General features: G+C 67.3%; 10 protein-coding genes. 5 read left to right on the plus strand and 5 right to left on the minus strand.

The genetic code is table 11. The annotated features are described in order from the left end of the window. The first annotated feature begins 194 nt into the window (after positions 1–194). The gene (locus ACWDEN_RS45295) at positions 195–878 is read left to right on the plus strand and encodes an SMI1/KNR4 family protein (RefSeq protein WP_450863863.1); all 684 of its coding nucleotides are present in this window, start codon (positions 195–197) and stop codon (positions 876–878) included. Positions 879–1500: 622 nt separating this feature from the next. Here ACWDEN_RS45295 and ACWDEN_RS45300 read toward each other — a convergent pair. The 3 genes from ACWDEN_RS45300 to tpg all read right to left on the minus strand — a co-directional run bounded on the left by ACWDEN_RS45300 (position 1501) and on the right by tpg (position 5790). Continuing rightward, positions 1501–2838: a hypothetical protein gene (locus ACWDEN_RS45300; RefSeq protein ID WP_450863865.1), complete on the minus strand. Its 1338-nt coding sequence runs from the start codon at positions 2836–2838 to the stop codon at positions 1501–1503. A gap of 137 nt (positions 2839–2975) precedes the next feature. After that, on the minus strand, positions 2976–5012 hold the full coding sequence (locus ACWDEN_RS45305; protein WP_450863866.1) for an AAA family ATPase: 2037 nt from the start codon (positions 5010–5012) through the stop codon (positions 2976–2978). 172 nt (positions 5013–5184) lie between these two features. Beyond that, a complete protein-coding gene (gene tpg / locus ACWDEN_RS45310) occupies positions 5185–5790 on the minus strand; it encodes a telomere-protecting terminal protein Tpg (protein ID WP_450863868.1) in 606 nt (201 codons plus the stop codon). A gap of 614 nt (positions 5791–6404) precedes the next feature. On the opposite strand from tpg, the gene ACWDEN_RS45315 reads away from it, so the two are divergent. The 4 genes from ACWDEN_RS45315 to ACWDEN_RS45330 all read left to right on the plus strand — a co-directional run bounded on the left by ACWDEN_RS45315 (position 6405) and on the right by ACWDEN_RS45330 (position 10208). Next, positions 6405–7199, plus strand: a complete 795-nt coding sequence (locus ACWDEN_RS45315; RefSeq protein ID WP_450863870.1) for an FtsK/SpoIIIE domain-containing protein — start codon at positions 6405–6407, stop codon at positions 7197–7199. A gap of 171 nt (positions 7200–7370) precedes the next feature. After that, positions 7371–8717: a replication initiator gene (locus ACWDEN_RS45320; RefSeq protein ID WP_450863872.1), complete on the plus strand. Its 1347-nt coding sequence runs from the start codon at positions 7371–7373 to the stop codon at positions 8715–8717. Beyond that, entirely contained in the window at positions 8710–8895 is a 186-nt protein-coding gene (locus tag ACWDEN_RS45325) for a helix-turn-helix domain-containing protein (RefSeq protein ID WP_450863874.1), read from the plus strand. Before ACWDEN_RS45320 ends, ACWDEN_RS45325 begins: the two co-directional genes overlap by 8 nt. After that, positions 8892–10208 (plus strand): tyrosine-type recombinase/integrase, encoded by a 1317-nt coding sequence (locus tag ACWDEN_RS45330; protein ID WP_450863876.1) that lies wholly within the window; start codon positions 8892–8894, stop codon positions 10206–10208. Before ACWDEN_RS45325 ends, ACWDEN_RS45330 begins: the two co-directional genes overlap by 4 nt. 95 nt (positions 10209–10303) lie before the next feature. Here ACWDEN_RS45330 and ACWDEN_RS45335 read toward each other — a convergent pair whose 3' ends face one another. After that, positions 10304–10741, minus strand: a complete 438-nt coding sequence (locus ACWDEN_RS45335) for an SMI1/KNR4 family protein (RefSeq protein ID WP_450863877.1) — start codon at positions 10739–10741, stop codon at positions 10304–10306. Between the two features lie 25 nt (positions 10742–10766). After that, positions 10767–18512, minus strand: a complete 7746-nt coding sequence (locus ACWDEN_RS45340) for a ricin-type beta-trefoil lectin domain protein (RefSeq protein WP_450863879.1) — start codon at positions 18510–18512, stop codon at positions 10767–10769. Between the last annotated feature and the right edge of the window lie 137 nt (positions 18513–18649).

Here is an 18649-nt window from a genome sequence, read left to right on the forward strand (position 1 = left end):
GAGCGGGAGGAACGCCGCCGCATACGGCGGCGCCGCAAGGCCCGGCTCCGTGCAGCCAAGCTCGGGCGGTCGCGTGGCGGACTGACCACCAAGACATCTCATGTCGTTGGCGGGCCAAGTTGAGTCCTCGGAATTGGGAGGCTGCGTCTCCTGTGGCTCGCCGCACGGCTGAGGAAGGCGGTAGCGTCCTCGGCGTGCTGGACGGTCCTGATGTGGCGGTGACTCTGCGAGGCGGAGTGCGTACTCGCTCCCATGCCTGGGAGTTCGTGCGCTGGTTCGCCGACGCATGGATGGGCCGTCCGGTGAAACCGGAAGATGGCTGCACCGCTGACGAGTTGACGGCAGCGGAGGACGATCTGGGCTTCGAGCTGCCTGCCGCTTTGAGTGAGGGGTATGCGCTCTTCGGCCGCCGGGACGACCTGACCCGGCAGCAGGACCCCCTGGTCGGGCCATCTGGCCTTTATGTCGATGACGCCTTGGGCGGCGTCCTGGTCTTCCGTCGCGAGAACCAGGACTGCGCCTGCTGGGGAATCCCCCTGAGCCAAATCGAGCAGGACGATCCACCGGTGGTGGTGGAGTCACTTCAGGGCTGGATTCCCTTTCTCGACCGGATGTCCCTGGCGTGGGTCGAGTTGGTGCTGAGCGAGTCGCTCTTCGCGGCGGACCACCTCTATGACGCCTGCGAGCTGCCCGACGCGCTGATGCCGGATCTCCACGCCCGGTATGCCCGGGTCGGCCTGCCCGACCATCCAATGTGGGCGAGCGACAACGACTCGCCGGTCCGCTGGTACGCGGCTTCCCAGCCGATTGGTTCGGCGGGATGGCCTTCAGGACCAGTCCTGGATCCACGCGCGCGGACGCACCATTTCCGATCTTGAGACCATCCGTGAAGAGCTCCCAGGTCCCTGGGTCGGCTGAGGTCACTCCCATCCTCAGTTATAGGGACCGAGCAGACGATCACGCAGCGAGCGCGACGGCGTGAGGGAAAGCGAGTGCGGGATCGTAGAGGGTGCGCGCTTGCAGGCAGTGGTAGAGGCAACCGAAGAGCTTGTTGAACAGGTTTCGCAGGGCAGCGGTGTGCCAAGCATCGCCACCAGTCCGGCCGTGTCCGTCTGCCCGCTGGTCGCCATGCCCGGCTCCCCTCTCCCAGTAGCGCGTGGAGCCGAACCAGGCGCATCGTCACGGCCCGTGCTCCCGAGCAGGCTACGCCGCACGCCACAGCGTCGGCACATACCGACAATCAACGAAGGTGACCTACATGCGCTGCAGATGACAAGAACTGATCAGCCAACCCGAAACCCGATAAACCCCCCAGCTCATGGCGCCGACCACACAGAGGAACACGCCCTCTCCCCCGACCATGCCCCCCAGACCACGAGCAGCACCAACCTGATCAACGCAGGCCAGCCCCCAACCACTGATCAGAAAAACCGCCATCGGACATCGACGCGCTCCGGGAGCTGGGCATGGAGTGGGCATGAAGGCGAACCGCCCGATTTCTCACGAGAGTACTTCGGACCAGTGCTCCATGGCATATTCGGCGAGGAAACGGACGAGCCGGAGGTCAGCGGAGAGATCCCGCGCTTCCCGACTGTACGGGGCCAGGAGTCGCTCGCCCTTGCGGCCGCCTCCTTCCTTCATGTGCACGATTCTGTTCCTGATGCCATAAACGCGCGTGGAAACGTCCATTCGATAGTCGTGTCCAACTCGCGGGCCACCGGACGAGTCGGGCTGGAGGACCTGGACATCCTGGATGACCTGCGGATTGCTCAGTGTTGCGAACAAGTCGCTGTCGCGCAGGAGACCCGCCAACTGCGCCGTAGTCACAGCGGTGCCTATAACGGCGTCGAGCGCGTTCTGCTCGCTGGCCAGTCGATTGGCTGTTTGGGGACGCGGAAACGGTGACGTCGCCTGTCCTGGCCTGGCAACGCCTTGCGCAGCAACTGCCAAGGCGACGGCCTTCGGCGTGTAGAACTCCAGCACCTGGTAGTACTTCAGATATCGCTCGACGGGGTCACGCGCCTCTGAGTTCCCCGCACCGTACAACTCTGCAGGGCGCGGGTCGTACCGCCGCCGGGGAAACCTGGCCTTCCCCGAGTATGCCTGGCCCTTGCGGCTGCCCAGCCGGTACTCGGAATTCCACAGCCACAGCGACGCTCCTGTCGCCTTTCCCAGACCGAAGAGATACGAAGTGCCGTAGTCGACCAGCTCCCGTTCCGCCTCGGCTGCGTCGCGGGCGGAAACCCCTGTGAAGTCGAGAGCCAGCGAGAGGAAGCCTCCCCTACGAGGACCGTAGAGCAGGCGCAGGTCCTGGGATGCAGCCAACAGTCGCATGGTGCGGGCGGGCTCGCCCGCCGAAACAGTCGCCTCGCTCACGGGGAAGGCTCCAACCTCGGACAGCAGCCCGGCCACGTCGCGGCCAAGGGGGCTGTCCGGGTCGACGGCCTTTTTCTGCCGAGGGACCAACGTCCGTGCCAGTGCGCCGTAGAACTGGTCGTAATCACCGACGAGACGAGCCCTGATCACGCCCTCCTGCGGGTACCACACCGCGTGATGGCTAGGCAGGAGAGTCCCCGAGCGGAGGACGCGAGTGAAGTCGTCGAGCTGTGCGGCCGACCGCAGCCGCACACGAAGTCCGCCAGCTCCAGTGAAGACGACGCGCGCATCGTGCTGCGGCCCCCGCTGCCCGTTCCAGTCGATGTACACGTCGGTGCTTCCGCGCACGAGGTTCTGCAGGCTTTCGACTGCTTCCCGGTAGGTAACTGGGGGTTCCGTGAACCACTCCTCGTCAAGGTCGTCCTCCCAAACGTCTTCCTCGTACGGCGAGATGTCTTCCACCCAGGACCCCTCTGTTCAGGACGTTGCAAACCGGTGGATGTGGGCGAGGGGATCGTAAGGCCGGACACGCGCCGGTCGTTGCCCCAGCCGGACGCCCTACGGCCTTGAGTGCCGCGATCAGCTGCAGGTCCCAGCGGCTACGCGAGTCCTCTGTTGACGGCGGCGAAAAGCTTCTGCCAGGCAGTCTGCTCGTCAGCTGTCAGGTCGCTCCAGCCGTGGTCGGTCAACCACTGCAGGAATGCCTTGGCGAGCTTCCACTTAGAGAAGCCTGAGATCTCGGCCTTGAAGATGTCAGCGATGTGGCGCTTCTGCTGGTTGGCCTCCGTCGCGCGGACGTCCCAGCCGAGCTCGTCGAGGGCGACCTTTACCAGAGTGGCACGTAGAAGGTCCTCGATCTCCGGGCCAGGAACGGAGCCGGTGTAGTAGTCCTTGGCGCGCAGGATCTGGTTGTTCTTCAGCAGACGGACCAGGTCGTCTTGGGTGGCTGCGTTCTCGCCGGCTGTGTCGGAGTCAAGGAGAGCACTGACTTTCAGTTTCTGGCTGTGTAGGAGGGTGCAGTAGTAGATGACCTTGCTGGAACTACCGGCGGGCACGATGGCGATGTTGTCGAGCATGGTGGGCAAGCCTGCCTCCCGCATGGCTTCGGCAAGGCCCTCGAGGAACCACATGTCGGTCAGGCCTTCGGTGACAAGGTTGCGGCGCTGGCTGAACATGCTTTGTGCGAGGTCGTAGCCGAGTGCGGCCTGCAGCGGGAAGACCGAGCGGGGGTCATCGGATACGAGCTGAGTGTGGATCTTGGTTCCCTTGGTCCTGTCGACCATCTCGACCAGGCGTACTCGGTGGAGTTCCTCCGGGCCGACCATGAAGGGCGAGTGGGTGGTGTACAGGATCTGGTTGTCCTCGGCCAGCATCTCCACCGTCTTGCGGAACTCACGCTGCTTGAGCGCATGCAGGTGCAGTCCGGGCTCGTCTAGGAGCAGGATCGCGTTGTTCAGCTGGTCCTTCGCCTGGGCGCGGAAGACCACGAAGAAGCTGACCAGCCATCGGAACCCTTCGCTGCGCTGATCGAGTTCGACCTCGACTCCGAGATCGTCGACGACGACCACTTTGAGGTACTGCCCGTCCACGACCAGGCGGAGCTGCAGGTTGTCGTCGCCCCAGACGTTGCTGATCAACTGGGTGATCAAGACGCTCGCTGCGTTCAGTTTGTACTGGCGTGCGTCGTGCTGGGCCTGCCACGCCTTTTCTGCTTCTTGGTAGGCCGCCATCGCATTCTGGTCCTGCAGGTTCGACGGGAGCTGAGGGGCTGGCTGGCTGTCCATCTGCGAGAGCTCAGCAGCGGTGAAACCGAGGAGATCGAGCAGGCATAGATTGCCGAAGTCGTACTCCTGGTCCAGGTCGTCGGCGGCCTGTCGCTGTGCGAGGTTCGCCAGATGGATCCGGGGGCGCACGGTGAAGTACTGGGAGTAGTAGACGAATACCGGGATCCGTGGTCCAAGGGCGTCCCAGGCCTGCTTGTAGATGGTGTAGCGGCGGGCCGCCGCACGCAGCCGGTCGAACTGAGCATCGGCCTGCTTGTTTTCCTCATCAATGTGAGGCAGAGCCCGTTCGAGCCAGTCGTCCAGCTTGTTGGCCGTGGCACCGACCAGCCGCGTGGTGTCGCGCACGCCCGCCAGGGCCTGATCGAGCTCATCGGCCAACTGCTGGCCTTCTTCCCCACGCCCCTTGACGTGGGCTTTGAGGCGGGAAGCATCCTTGCTGACGTCCTTCCACTGCACGCTCCGGCTGACGCCTGGCAGGTCCCAGTTGCGGTGGTTGTCGAGGTACCGCGTCAGTACGAACGTCTTGGCATCGGCGAACACGTCGGCGTCGACGTCGTGGAGTGCCGCGATGTCGTCCTCGTCCAGGGCGAACGTCGCCCGCGCGACCGGAACATCGCCGACTTCCTTATCGCCCGTGTCGAGCTCGGTGTATCGCGACCGCGGGTAGTCCCGCAGGGCGTCCAGGCCATCCCGTTGGTCTGCCGGCGGATTCACCTGCTGCAGCGCCCGAAGGACGGCGGTTTTCCCGGCCTCGTTGGCCCCCACCACGATCGTCTTGTCCGGTTCCACCTCGAACTCGGTCGAATCGATGACCGAGCGGTAGTTCGTCACGTGTGCCGCGCTGAGCCTCATTCGTCCCTCCTGCGCGCTCACGGTACGCCCTGGTCACACAGCCTGCCTCGGACTTTCCAGACATCGGTGAGTCAGAGGTCGAACTGCTCGATGTCGGTGAAGCGGACCTCCTCCAGCTGGCCGGTGCAGCGGCCGTTGTCCTGGAAGTACACCTCCTTGAGTGCTTCTGCGGCTATCTGTTGGAGCTGCTGGTCGCTGGCGCCTGCTCCTGGGCGTCGAAGAGGCGGGCTGCGTAGCGGGGCGGCAGAGCGACGGTCAGGTGCCGGAGGCGGTCTTCGTCCGTCGTACCGATCGGCGCGGTGTAGCCGATGCGGGCGCGGGTGTCGATGACGATGCCGCCGGTGGTCGCCCCCTTCTGTCGCGCCTGGGCGCGGATCTGTGGCTGCCAGCGCTTCTTCACCTCGTTCGCCAGGCGGGCGGCGAGGTCCGGGCGGGCTTTCCGATCTGGTCTTTGACGTACCGTTCGACGGTGCGCTGGGAGATGCGCAGCATCTGGGCGACCGCCTTGGTGCTCTTGAGCTGCTTGACAAGGTAGCGCATCTGCGCGGGCGCGCTCTTGGACGCCGGGCGGGTGAACGCCTTCTGCACCGCGGCGTCCAGGCCGTCCCCGAACACACTCATCGCCTGCTACTCCCCGGTGTCGGGGCGGCGTCCTACGCCGAGCCGAGTGGCCCGGGGGGGATACACCGGCGCGGGAGACAGCGGTGTGAGGCGCCGCGGCCGGATGCGCGCGAGGACCGGCCCCGTGGTCGGGGCCGGCCCTCGTGTCCGCGGGCACGCGTCACCGTGACGTGCGGAGGGTGTGTCCCTGTCGCTTCGGTTTGCGGCCAGTAGCGGGTCAGGGAACCCGGGGGTCGGTGCTGCGTCGGGGCCCGGACCGGCTGGTCCGGGCCCCGACGCCGCGCCGGCGATCGGGCTGTGACGCAGCATCAACGCGCTGAGGGCTGCGGACAAGGCAGGCTGGAACGCCCGCGGACTGGGGCCGTCGACTCGTGGCGGACAAAGTGCTGGTCGCGGCGGGCGGGGACGCGAGGCATCCGGGGGCGGCGGCCGGAGGCGTACCTGGAGCACCTGCGGACCGGGAAACAGACATCACGCATGTATGGAGTTTTCCGGGCGAGCGGTGCGGGGGCGGGGCATGCCATTCTCTTCCGCACCGGAGGACGGCAGCCGTCAACTGCCGCCCGCCACACCGGTTTTTGCGGCCAGTAGCACCTCATCGCCCAGCCGCCGGATCCCGTTCGCAGGGCCGGCGGCCCGGGCGGCACCCGTCAGGGAGGATCCCCGTCGTGTCCATGCACCACCCCGGCGCGAGCGCGCCCCAGCCGTCGCGCGCCGTAGCCCGTCCGCTCACCGGTCTGCCGACCTGGCCAGTTCGTCTCCACCGATGACGTGCTGATCGGCTGGGACGAGGACGGCACCCCCGTCGTGCTCAACCTCGCCTACTCCGCCCACGCCCTCATCGCTGGCGCCACCCGCTCCGGCAAGTCGATCACCGTCAACACCCTGCTCGCCTACGCCTCGCTCATGCGGGACGTGCGCCTGATTGTGATCGACCCCAACCTCTGCGCGGTCGCGCCGTGGTGGCGTACCGCGTACAAGGTCTCCGACGCCATCCACCCCGACGAGCCGACCGAGATCCTGTGCTGGGTGCGCGAGGAGATGCAGCGCCGTGAGCGGTTGTTCTGGTCCGGCCGCACCGACCGCATCACCGACTTCAGCGCGGAACTGCCGCTGCTGCTCGTGGTGATCGACGAGGTGGCGAACTACACCCGCCACCCCGACCGCAAGGCCCGCGAACGCTTCGAGGCCGAACTGCTCGCCATCGCCAGCCAGGGCGCCAAGTTCGGCGTCCGACTGTGGCTGCTCACCCAGAAACCCTCCGCCGACGTGCTCACCACCGCCGTGCGTACCAACCTGTCCGCCCGGATCTGCCACCGCGTCGACACCGTCGAGGACTTCCTGCACCTCTTCCCCGATGGCCGGGAACTGGACATCACCGCCGCCGACCGCACCATGCCCCAGGGCGTCTCCATCGCCTCTGTCGGCGACATGCGCACCCCCGTCCGGCTGCGCTCGGTTTACCTGCCCACCGAAGCCTGCTGGCAGATCAACGACCTCATGTGCGGCAACGGGCTGAAGGTCCGCGAGCTACCCGCTTCCATCGACTTGGGCAAGGCCGCGTGACCCGCTTCGGCCAGCCGCCCGAGCGGGCCGGCCCCGCTTCGGACCGAGTCCGTAACGCAGTGATCCCCGGCAAGGGCGTGTAGTCGCCAAACCCTCGCCCCTGCCGGGGCCTCCCTCCCTTACCCGTCCGCGGCACACGCATGTGCCGCAGTGCAGAGAGGTACCGTCAGCATGCCATCGCACGACCCGACCGCCGCAATCCCCCGCCCCGAACCGGCCGCAGCCGCGCTGCCCGCGTTCACCTCCTACCGGAACCTAGTCGGCCTGATACGGCAGCTGTCCTCGCTCGGCGGGTGCGCATGGCCCATCCGGCTCGAAGGCCACCGAACCGAGATCGACGCCTTCACCGGCGAGATCCTGCGCGAACTGAAGTCCAAAGAGCTGCCCGCCGGACACCTCCTGGTCCGCTGCGGCAACCGCCGCACCACCCGCTGCCCCTCCTGCGCCGAGCTCTACCGTCAGGACACCTACCACCTCATCGCCGCCGGTCTACGCGGCGGCAAGAACATCCCCGACCAAGTCGCCACCCACCCCCGCGTCTTCGCCACCCTCACCGCACCCTCGTACGGACCGGTCCACGACCGACGCGTCAACGGCTCCGCCCGCTGCCGATGCGGACGCACCCACACCAAAGGCGACCCGCTCCTCGGCACACCGCTCGACCCCGAACGGTACGACTACAGGGGCGCCGTGCTGTGGAACGCCCACGCCCCCGCCCTGTGGGCGCGCTTCATGCTCCACCTGCGCCGCACCATCGCCGCCGCAGCCGGAATCCCCCAGCGCCTCCTCCACAAGGTCGCCCGCGTCTCGTACGCCAAGGTCGCCGAGTACCAGCGGCGCGGACTGATCCACTTCCACGCCGTGATCCGCCTCGACGGCCCCGGAGGCAGCCACACCCCACCACCCGCATGGGCCACCCCCGAGATGTTGACCGATGGCGTCCACGCTGCCGCCGCCCGCGCCCACGTCGACGGGCCGGAAATCGACGGTCGGACCTACCCCTTCGGCTTCGGCAAGGAACTGGACGTCAAGGTCATCCAGTCCGCCGCCTTCCAGGCCGGGACCACGATCACCGAGGGCAAGGTCGCCGGGTACGTCGCCAAGTACGCCACCAAGGGCGCCGAAAGCGCGGCCGGCACCCTCGACCGCCGACTAAAGCTGATCGCCGAACTCGCCCAGGAGACCATTCCCGAGCACGCCGCCCGCATGATCCGGACCGCCTGGGCCCTCGGCGCCCGCCGCGACCTCGCCCACCTGAAACTGCGGGCCTGGGCCCACATGCTCGGCTTCCGCGGCCACTTCTCCACCAAGACCCGCGCCTACTCCACCACCCTCGGCGCCCTCCGGGCCGCCCGCGCGGCCTGGCACCGCCGCCACACCCCTCCGCCGTCACCGACGACCCTCGTCCTCGCCCACTGGGCCTACGACGGCACCGGCCTGCCCCCCGGCCTCGAACGCCTCGCCGCACTCATCGGCGGTGGCCCGACGCGCGAACAGGCGGTGGCGACTCGTGCGTGACGACGAACTCCTCACCGTCTCCGAAGCCATGGCCCGTCTCGAGATCGGCCGTTCCGCCCTCTACGACCTCCTGCGCACCCACCGCCTGGCCTCGCTGAGCATCGGCCGCGCCCGCCGCATCCCTGCCCACGCCCTCGCTGACTACGTCCGGCGTCACCTGGAAGAGGCCGCCCGTTGACCGCGCCCAAGCGCAAGAAGACCCGCGCCAACGAGGACGGAACCGTCTACCAGCGCAAGGACGGCCGCTGGGAAGCCGCCGCATACGTCCTCGCCCCCGGAAACACCCGCAAACGCGTCCGCGTCTACGGCAGCACGCGCACTGAGGCGCTGGCCAAGCTGACCGAGAAGGTCGCCGCCAGCAACCGCGGCGTCCCCACCGTCACCGCCCAGGGCAGCCTCGCGGCGTACCTGACGTACTGGCTGGAGAACGTCGCCGTCCACCAGCTCCGCGAGACCACCCACACTCGCTACGCTGCCGTCGTCGAGCAGTACCTCATCCCCGGCCTCGGCCGGAAGAAGCTCGCCAAGCTCACCGCCAAGGACGTCCGCACCTGGCTGAACGCCCTGCGGACCGTCTGCCAGTGCTGCGCACGCGGCATCGACGCCCGCCGCAAGCCCGACGCCCAGACGGGCCGCCGCCCGCGCTGCTGCGCGCTCGGCCAGTGCTGCCGCAAGCGCCTTTCCCCGGTCACGCTCGCCTACATCCACTCCGTACTCAAATCCGCCCTGGAACACGCCGTGCGCGAGGAGGAGATTCCCCGCAACGTCGCCCGCAATGTCCGCACCGGCACTCCTCGCCCCCGCCGCTTCAACCCCCTCACCACCGACGAAGCCCGAGGCTTCCTCACCGCCGCCCAGGGCCACCGGCACGCCGCCCTGTTCGAACTCGCCCTGCGCACCGGTCTACGCAAGGGCGAACTCCTCGGCCTGCGCTGGGAAGACCTCAACCTCGACGCCGGCACCGCCACCATCCGCCGCACCCTCCAACGCACCCGTACCGGCGGTCTGACCACCCTGCCGACCAAAACCATCAGCTCCGAGCGGCGCATCGCACTGCCAGTCTCCTGCGTCGTCTCCCTGCGGGCGCACCGCGAGCATCAGGCACAGGAAAAGCAGAAGGCGGGTTTCGACTGGGTTGGCAGCGACCACGTCTTCACGCGGCCCGACGGGCACCCAATCGAACCCGCCACGCTGACCCGCCACTTCAACGCCCTGCTTCGCAACGCCCGCCTACGGCCGATCCGGTTCCACGACCTCCGCCACTCACCCGCGACGCTCCTCCTGGAGCAAGGCGTCGAACTCGTCGTCATCAAGGAACTCCTGGGGCACGCCCACATCGGCGTCACCGCCACCGTGTACGCGCATGTCCGGCTCCGCCTCCAACGCGACGCCATCGACCTCCTTGGCCGCGCCCTGCGCAACCCCTCAGAGGCCACCACCGGGCCTGACGACGGCGACGACCCACCGCTTTGTGCAGCCCCCGTCCGCTGACGTTGCCGTCAACCACTGCCGTCAGAGCCTCCAGGAACACCATAGCGGCCCCACCGGTAACAAATCCGGTGGGGCCGCTCGAAATCTAGACTCGATTACGGCTTAAGGGCCTTAGAAACCAAGAACTCCAGGAATCCTTGATCCTCAGGCACCACTTCCGCGGTTTCATGATCAAGGAAGATCACCCGATCCAGGCAGACGCCATCCTCAACCATGAATCCCCAAAGATCCCCAGTGCCGACTGGAGAAAATGCCACGAAATTAGCATCCCACCAGCGTTCACCGTTGACAGACTGGAAATCTTCTACACTTCCCTGGCGCGGACCCAGCGGGAAGATGTCGAGGAATCCGAATCCACCGCCACCCACGGTTGCCATGAAGCGCCTATAGGCGACAGGCAGGACTACTCGGAAGTTGGCCTCAATCTCGGCGATTTCCTCTTCGGAGGCCCGCCACCCTTCAAAGTTCTCAAACCAGAATGGGTGAGTCGATCTGACCTGTTCAAGCAAGGTCTCAAACTCCGAGTACTCCACTTCACTCCAGCCCTTCTAGCCGCCGTCAGGGGCCTCCTAGATCCTCTGCTGGCCAGTTATCGAACCATGCCTCCGGACCGTAGGCGCTTCCCCAGCCTTGCTCCATCGAACGATACCACCAGTGCATCTGCGTATCTTGGCGACGCATCAGGCTATCCACGCCCTGGTTAAAAGGATTGCGGTGAATATCTGCATTGAGGTGGAAATCTTGATCCAGCTCATGGATCGGCGAGCCGGGCATCTGGTCAGCATGGTGAAGCTGAATACGATCACCAAGCTGATTCGGGCGAAGTCCACGCGTTCCGCGCCCAATATCGTTCTTCGTCCAAGGCCCGCTCACGCGCGTGGCATCATCCGCCGGACCATAACCGGTACCTTCTGCACCGTCATAATTCCCCAGCTTGGGGCAGACATTGTGCACAAGAATTGGCGTGGCCCCTGCCAGCACATAGTACGTGTGGAGTTGTTGGACGGTGAGGTTCCAGCGGTTTGCGGTGCCAGGTGTGACGCGGGTGGTGGCGACGTAGACGTGGCCGTTGGTGGCGGTGTTGAGGGCGTCTCCGTGGTGCAGCTTGCCGGCGGGGACCCAGCTGTGGGTGGTGTTGTCCCAGAAGGGGTGGTTGGCGGTGGTGTGAAGGGTGGCGGTCTGGCCGCCCTTGGCACGGATCGTGACGTCGAGCAGGTCGTGGTCGTGGTTGATCCACACGTGCTGGACGGTGCGGGGGCCTTTGTGTTTGCCGGTGTGGGGGTCGGCGGCCTCTACCTTGTCGCCGGGTTTAACCGCGGCGATCGCCTTGGTTTTGCCGTGCGCCAGCAACACGCGGGTCGAAGGGCTGAAGCTGCAGCCGCCTTCGCCGCTGCCGGAGGCTCCCGTGTCGGGCCGACTGGGAGTTGCGGCGGTTGCCGTTGCTTCTTCAGTGGTCTCGCTGACGACGTTCTTGACTTCGGCCGCGGCCGCGAGGCCGTCTTGGGCATCGCTGGCATCGGCCACGGCCGCGGCGGCTGCCTCGGGGGCATCGCCGCCGTCGGTGACTGCCACCGACGCGAGCACTACCGCTGCTTTGCCGCCCTTGTACGCGTCCGTGTTGGGATTCGCGTGCAGGACGTGCACCATCACGTGGCGCGGCTGTACAACCGTCGGACCCCCGCTGCCCGGGGCCATGCCATTCCCCACATCATGGGGGACATTGGCTATCGCCCAGCCAGGGTTGTACTTCTCCATCAGGTTGATGACCTCATCGAGCGCACCGGCTAGGGCGTCGCGGAGGGTTCCCGACGTCGGCGGCCCGTACGTGCCCATCTGCTGGGCCTCGCAGACATCGCCGCCGAACTTCGACGCAACGTTGCACGCTGGTGCGCTGGACGGAGCCGCTGTGGTGCCTCCGCTGGAAGTGGTGGTGCCACCGCCACCACCGCCACCACCACCGCCTCCTCCGCTGCTGGGAGGTGAGGACTGGTGCGTGCCAGTGCCTGTGGGGCAGTCGGGGTTGTAACCGTCGCCGCAGATGAGGCGCAGGCCGTTGGGGTCGCTGCCGGTGCTGGGGTTGTCGCCGGCGTAGGAGTAGCCGCTCATCTGGTTCGGGTCGCCGGCCTCCATCAGGGGGTCGGCGGTCAGGAAGCGGCCCTGGAGGGGGTCGTAGTTGCGGGCGCCGAGCAGGTCGAGGCCGGTGGTGGGGTCGGCGGGTTTGCCGAGGTAGCCGTGGTTGTCGGCCCAGGTGGCCGGCTGCGGGCCGCGGAGGTTGCCGTAGGGGTCGAAGTAGCGGCGGGTGACCGCCAGGTTCGAGGCGGCAAGGTCTTCCGTCGCGGTGCCCTGGGCGTTGGAGACCTCGTAGGTCAGCGTGCCGGTGGAGGAGCGGACCTCGGTGATGCCGTCCGGTCCGGGGTAGTAGCGCTGGCCCGTGACCGTTCCCACGCCGGTGCTGAGGGTGAGCTGTTCGGCGCCGCCGAAGAGGTAGAGGATCTTGCTGGTCGGTGTGGTCTGCAGCAGCAAACTGCCGCCGGCGTCGTAGAGATAGCCGGTGGTCTGGTCCTTGCCGCCGGAGGGCGTGGTCACCGAGGCCGTCCGGCCCTCGGCGTCATAGCCGAAGGACTGGGTGGCGCCGGGCAGGACGCTGCCCATCGTCGCGTTCGTCCAGCGCTGCGCCGAACTCGCGTTGCACGTCCAGATCTGCAGCTGGGTTCCATTGGTGGTCGACGAGGACGGATCGTCCAGGCACTTGCCGGAGACGGGGTTGACCAGTGAGCCGTTCGCGCCGGCCTTCCACTGCTGACCGGCGCCGCCGTTGCAGGTGTAGAGATCGATCTTGGTGCCGTTGGTTGTTCCGCCACCCGACACATCGAGGCACTTGCCGAGCACGCGCACTGTGCCGTCGGTGCCGATCGTCCACTGCTGGGCGCTGGAGCCGTTGCAGGTCCACAGGTCGATCTTGTTGCCGTCGGTGGTGGCGGAGGAGGAGTCGTCGACGCACAGTTTGGTGCCCGAGCGGGTCATGCCGGAGACGAGCGGGCCCGTCGTAGTGACGGTCCGGCTGTTCGTGTCGCCAGCACTGTTGTAGGCCGGGGTCATCGTGGCCGTGCCGCCCGGCCCGGTGGTGGTGATTTTGGTGGCGGCGTTGGCCAGGGTGGCGGGGGAGGTTCCGCTGCCGGGGTAGGTCGCCGTCTGGGTGACGTCGTTCGCGGTGGTGCCGGAGGTGTCGTGCTGCACCTGCTGGGTGCGGTCACCGAGTGCGTTGTAGGTGTACGACTGCCAGTACGGGGCCGGGCCGCCGAGGGTGGAGGCCGCGGGGGTGCTGGTCGCGCATGCACCGGTGCTGCCGACGCCGGCCGTGGTCAGGCCTGCGGTGTCGGTCCAGGCCGTCGTCAGCCGGTTCAGGTGGTCGTAGGTGAAGCACTGGGTGTCCGTGGTGCCGGCGGACTGCGTGTCGGAGACTGCGGTGATGTCCCCTGCCTGGTTGTAGCGGTAGCTGGTGACGTCGAGTGCGGAGGTGGAGCTGGTCTGCAGCTGCACGCTGGACTGGGTGACGCGGCCGGTGGCGTCGTCGTAGGAGAAGGTCGGCTCGACCTGTTCTCCGTACAGTCCCCACCGGGTGTCGGTCACCTGGCCGAGGGGGGTGTAGTTGGTGGTGTCGAGGTAGGTGCCGTTGCCGCCGAATCCGTCGAGCAAGCCCTGCAGGTCGTAGCCGTAGCCGACAGTCTCGGAGGGAAGGCCGCCGTCCGCGCCGTAGTCGGCCTCGGAGAGCAGCCCCATGACGGGGGTGTGACTGTACTTGACCGTGTAGGTGTTGGAGTTGCTGCCGGTGCCGTTGCTGGGGAAGCCGGTCGATGTCGGGATGGTGGTGGAGGCACCGGTGGGCTGGTAGTCGGTGGTGTAGCCGGTGACGGCCTGGGTGTAGGCGTCTCCGCCCGCGCCGCCCACGTAGCGGGTCGAGGAGGTGGGGTGGCCCTTGGCCAGGGTGTCGTAGCTGAAGGACGCGAGTTCCTTGCTCGGGTCCGGGGTCGCGGACCAGGCGCCTGAGTACTCGGCGGTCTTACGGTCCAGGTCGTCGTAGGCGTAGGAGAGGATCTGGCCGCGCGCGTCGGTGGTCTGCTGCAGGTTGCCGAGATCGTCGTACTTGTCGAATGTGATGGTGCCGGTGTCGGGGTCGGTCTGCTTTGTCTCCTGGCCCAGCAGGTCGTAGCTGTAGGTCCATTTGTTGCCCGCGTTGTCGCTCATCGTGGCGACCTGGCCGGCAGGGGTGTAGGTGTAGGTGGTGACGACCGCGTCGGATGCCTTGCCGGTCGGCGTGGCCGTGTCGTTGTACGCCCAGGTCGCGGTGGTCTGGCCGAGGGCGTTGGTGAAGGACGAGGTCGCCGTGCCACCGGCGGCGGGGGTGGTGTCGGTGCGGTCCACGCCCGGGTAGGCGGTGGTGGACTGCCACTGCGGTGTTCCCTTGGTCCACAGCTGGGTGGTGGTCGTGCGTCCCTGCCCGTCGTGGACGATTGTCTGCTGGGAGGGCACCTGGTTGTCGTCGGCGACCCACATGGTGGTCGTCGGGGAGGTGCTGCTCTCGTAGTAGGTGCTGTTGGTCTTCCGTGCCCATCCGTGGCTGTCGTAGAAGGCGTCGGAGATCAGCCGTCCGGCCTGGTTGTTGGCGGTGGTGGACTGCGTCTGGCGCAGCTGCAGCATGCCGTCGTAGATGTTGATGGCGGTGCTGTAGTTGCTGTCGTCGCGCAGGGTGTTGGTGGTGACGGTGTTGGGGGCTGTGCCGTTGACGGCATAGGTGAAGGTTCGGCTGGCGCTTTGTGAGGTGGGGCGTCCCGGCAGCCACATCGCGGTGCGGCGTCCGAGGGCGTCGTAGTCGATGGTGGTGGTGCGGCCGTTGGGGTCGGTGCTGGTCATGGTCAGGCCGCGCAGCGGGTCCATGACGGAGGTGGTGGTCCAGTTTCGTGGGTTGGTGGTGACGAGCTGGGTCGGCAGCTGTCCGGTGGTGGGGGTGAAGGTGGTCTTGGTGGTGTTGCCGGCCGCGTCCTGGACCTGGACGGCGCGCCCGTAGGAGTCGTAGTGGGTCGCCTGGGTCGTGCGGTAGGCGGGGGCTCCCCCGCTGTAGCCCGTGATGATCTGGGTGGCTGTCAGGTCGCCGGTGGTGCCCAGGTGGCCGAACGTGCCTGGGTTGGCGACGGTGCCGTCGCCGTCGTAGAACATCCGCTTGTCGGAGATGGTGGTGCTGGTGCCCGGTGTGGTGTTGCAGGGGCCGGCGACGGTGAGGATCTCGTCCGGGTAGGAGAGCATCATCGGGTTGCCGCTGGGCGGGGTGGCATAGGTGGTGGTGGCGCACTTCTCCTGGGAGGCCACGCTGACGTCGCCCTTGGCGTCGATGGTGGTGGGCAGGGCATCGCCGTTGTAGGACGTGTCGGTCTCGGCCTCTCGCCAGCTGCCGTCCGCGAGCAGCCCGTAGGTCCGCTGCTGGCTGGTCTTGGTCATGCGGGCGACGATGGCGGGCAGCGAGGAGCCGCTGCTGTGGGTCGCCGTGGTGGTGAAGGCTTGCGGGAGGTCGATCTGTTTGGCGTCGATACTGCCGCCGGCAGCGGTGTAGGTGTCGGCCTCCAGCGGGGTCCCGCTCAGCCAGTCGCTGTCGGTGACGGTGTCGCCGACGCTGTCTGTGACGCTGACCGAGCGCTTGGATCCGTCCGCGCGGAGATCACCGTCCATGCCCTGCAGGTACGTGGTGGTCTTCTGGGTGATCGGATCGGAGCCTGCACCGGTGGTGACGGTGACGGTGCGGTAGCCGCGGAACTGGTCCCACGTGCGGTAGGTGTCGTCGGTCAGTTCGGAGTCGTCGCGATGCCAGGCGGCCCCGGAGTACGTGTAGTTCGAGACCTGCGTGGGCGAGCCAGTGCCGGTCAGGTCGGAGACGTCGACCGTCTTGACCCGGGTCTTGTTGAACCAGTCGGAGACCGGTGTGACCCCGCCGGGGACGGTCCAGTACACGTTGTAGCAGGACATGGTGTCGGCATCGGGTGACGACGGCATCGTGTGGTTCAGCCGGGAGCAGTCCGGGTCGCTGTAGGTGACGGCGATGGACTCTCCGGTCTCCGTGGCGATGGAGGAGATCCGCGGGTGGAACAGCGACGGTTCGTTGCCGCCGTCGACCCGGTTGTCGATCTCGGTGCCGAGGAAGCTGACCTTCGGCTGCGTGATCGAACTACTGCTGCCGCCGCCGGTGGTGTCGTTGCCGGTGTGCTGGATGGAGCTGAGCCACATCACGGACTGCAGCTCGCCTGCGTCGGCCGCGTCCTGGCCGGTCTGGCCGGTGACCGGGTCGACGGTGCCGCCTGCGTCGGAGTACGTCTGGGTCAGCTGATAGCTGTCGACATCTGTCAGGGTGCCGCCGACGTTGACCTGGGTGACGACCGAGTCCAGCCGATCGGTGGACCAGAACGACGGAGCCGTGGTCAGGCAGACGTTCGATCCGGTACCGGAAGTGGTGTCGGTCGATGCGCAGTTCAGGTCGTAGGGGGTGTCCGGCCAGTTGGTGGCTGTCTTGTCATTCAGGTTCGAGTACGAGCAGTCGGTGAAGGTCGACGAGGTCTGGCAGCGCTGGGCGGTTTTGAACAGCACGCGTGCGCCGGGCTTGCTTCCGCCCGTCTCGTCCGCCAGCTGGTAGCCGTAGTCGATCTCGGTCAGGTAGCCGCCGCGGACGTACTTGGTCAGCGTTCCGGAACCGCCGGTGGCGGCCACCTGGCCGCCACCGCGGTCGTAGTAGTTGGTCTCGTCGGCGTAGGTGTAGCGCTGGACGTTGGTGTGCGGGTCGACGACGAAGTCGAGGTTGAACCGGTAGCCCATCGTGCACTGGGAGTCCTTGCCCTGCCCGGAGTCGTAGCAGGGATCTGTCGACTTGGGGCTGTAGACCGGTTCGCCCCAGGCGCTGTTGGTGGCCGCGTCCGAGGTGGTGCCGGGGGCGTGGTTGCGCCCGAAGTAGTAGGCGGTGCCGTCGGTCGTGGTGACCTTGAAGTACTCGCCGTTCCACAGGCCGTTGTCCGCGCCGCCGAGTTCCTCGATCTTGGTTCCGTCGTCGCCCTGCAGGTGCCAGGTCTGGGTCGCCGTGGGCGTGGCGGAGTTGCTGGAGTCGTCGCGGACCAGGGTGCCGGAGTGGCCGCCCAGGGAGAGGGTGGCGAGCCAGCCGCCCCAGCACAGGTCGGCGGAGTCGCTGATGCCGTCCTGCTTGCACGGTTTGTAGGAGCGCTCGATGTAGCCGGGTGAGTACGACCAGCCGTCACCGATCCAGGACGACTGGGAGTTGCGGGCGGAGGTCTCGCCGTCCTCGGACTGGGAGTCGTAGGAGAAGGCGACGGAAGGGGCCGGGCCGCCGAGCGAGCGCGGTACGGAGATCGGGTAGGAGTAGGTGAACGCGCCGGTCCCGTTGGTGTTCCAGCTGCCCGAGGGGTTCAGGCTGGTGGCCGTGTAGTCGCCCTGTGAGCCGGAGGTTCCGGAGATCGCCTCGACGGCGGTCATCGGTGCCATCGCGGCGGAGCCGGCCGTGGCGTCGGCGTGGATGGCTGTGCCGGCCGTGCCAGACGTCGTGGCGCGGGGCAGGTCGAGGGTGGCCGTGAGTTTCTTGGCGACCGGGTTGTTGGTCGAGGCGAGCCGGGTGCGTACCCGGCAGGCGGGTTTCTGGGGGGTCGTCAGGATGCAGCCGGGGACGGTCACCAGGTGCAGGCGGGAGGCGAACCCGCCGCCGTATGCCTTGTCCAGGGCGGAGTAGTCGAGGGTGATCGCCGCCCGGCCCGAGGACTGGACGCCGTCGCTGCGTGCGAAGCCGACCAGCATGCCGTCCACTCCAGCGGCCTGGGCCTGGGAGTGGCTCGCGAGCTGTACGCGCACCGCGGTTGGTGCGCTCGGAGCCGCACCGTGCTTCTTCGCCACCGCCTGCTTGGCCGGAGCTACCCACACCGGGAGGTTGCCGGCCCGCCCGGAGGAGGAAGCGGTGGGCTCACTGCCGCTCTTGGGTTTTGCGGTTGACGTGGTGGCAGAGGACTGGGTCGTCCGCGTGAGCACGACGGTGCTGCTGCCAGCGTTCGGCCACGTTGGGCGGGACGGCCGGTAGGTCGGCAACGGCTTGTTCGGCTTCAGTGACTTGACGGTGTGTCTTGTCAGGGGATGTCCGCCGACGCTGGGCGTCTTGTAGGTCGGCCCGGCGCTCCACAGCTTGCCGTCGTAGTGATACTCCGGCAGCCCTTGGGCGACGGCCGCCGACACGACCAGCGTGGAAGCGGCGACGGTCGCTGTCGCCACCGTGAGCCCACGCCCCCATATCCGTCTGCGCACGGTCGCGAACCAGCGCACGCCAGAACCCACCTCGAAGCCCCCCTTTTACCGAGCGCCCCAAGGTGAAGAAACGGTAAGGACCCCGTAATGGCGCAGTGATGGTG

It is taken from the genome of Streptomyces sp. NPDC001153 (assembly GCF_053598315.1).

What these genes read in the sequence shown, in the direction of transcription:
- ACWDEN_RS45305 (WP_450863866.1), bottom strand. Translation starts at nt 5,012, where the DNA reads ATGAGGCTCAGCGCGGCACACGTGACGAACTACCGCTCGGTCATCGAT.
- ACWDEN_RS45320 (WP_450863872.1), top strand. Translation starts at nt 7,371, where the DNA reads ATGCCATCGCACGACCCGACCGCCGCAATCCCCCGCCCCGAACCGGCC.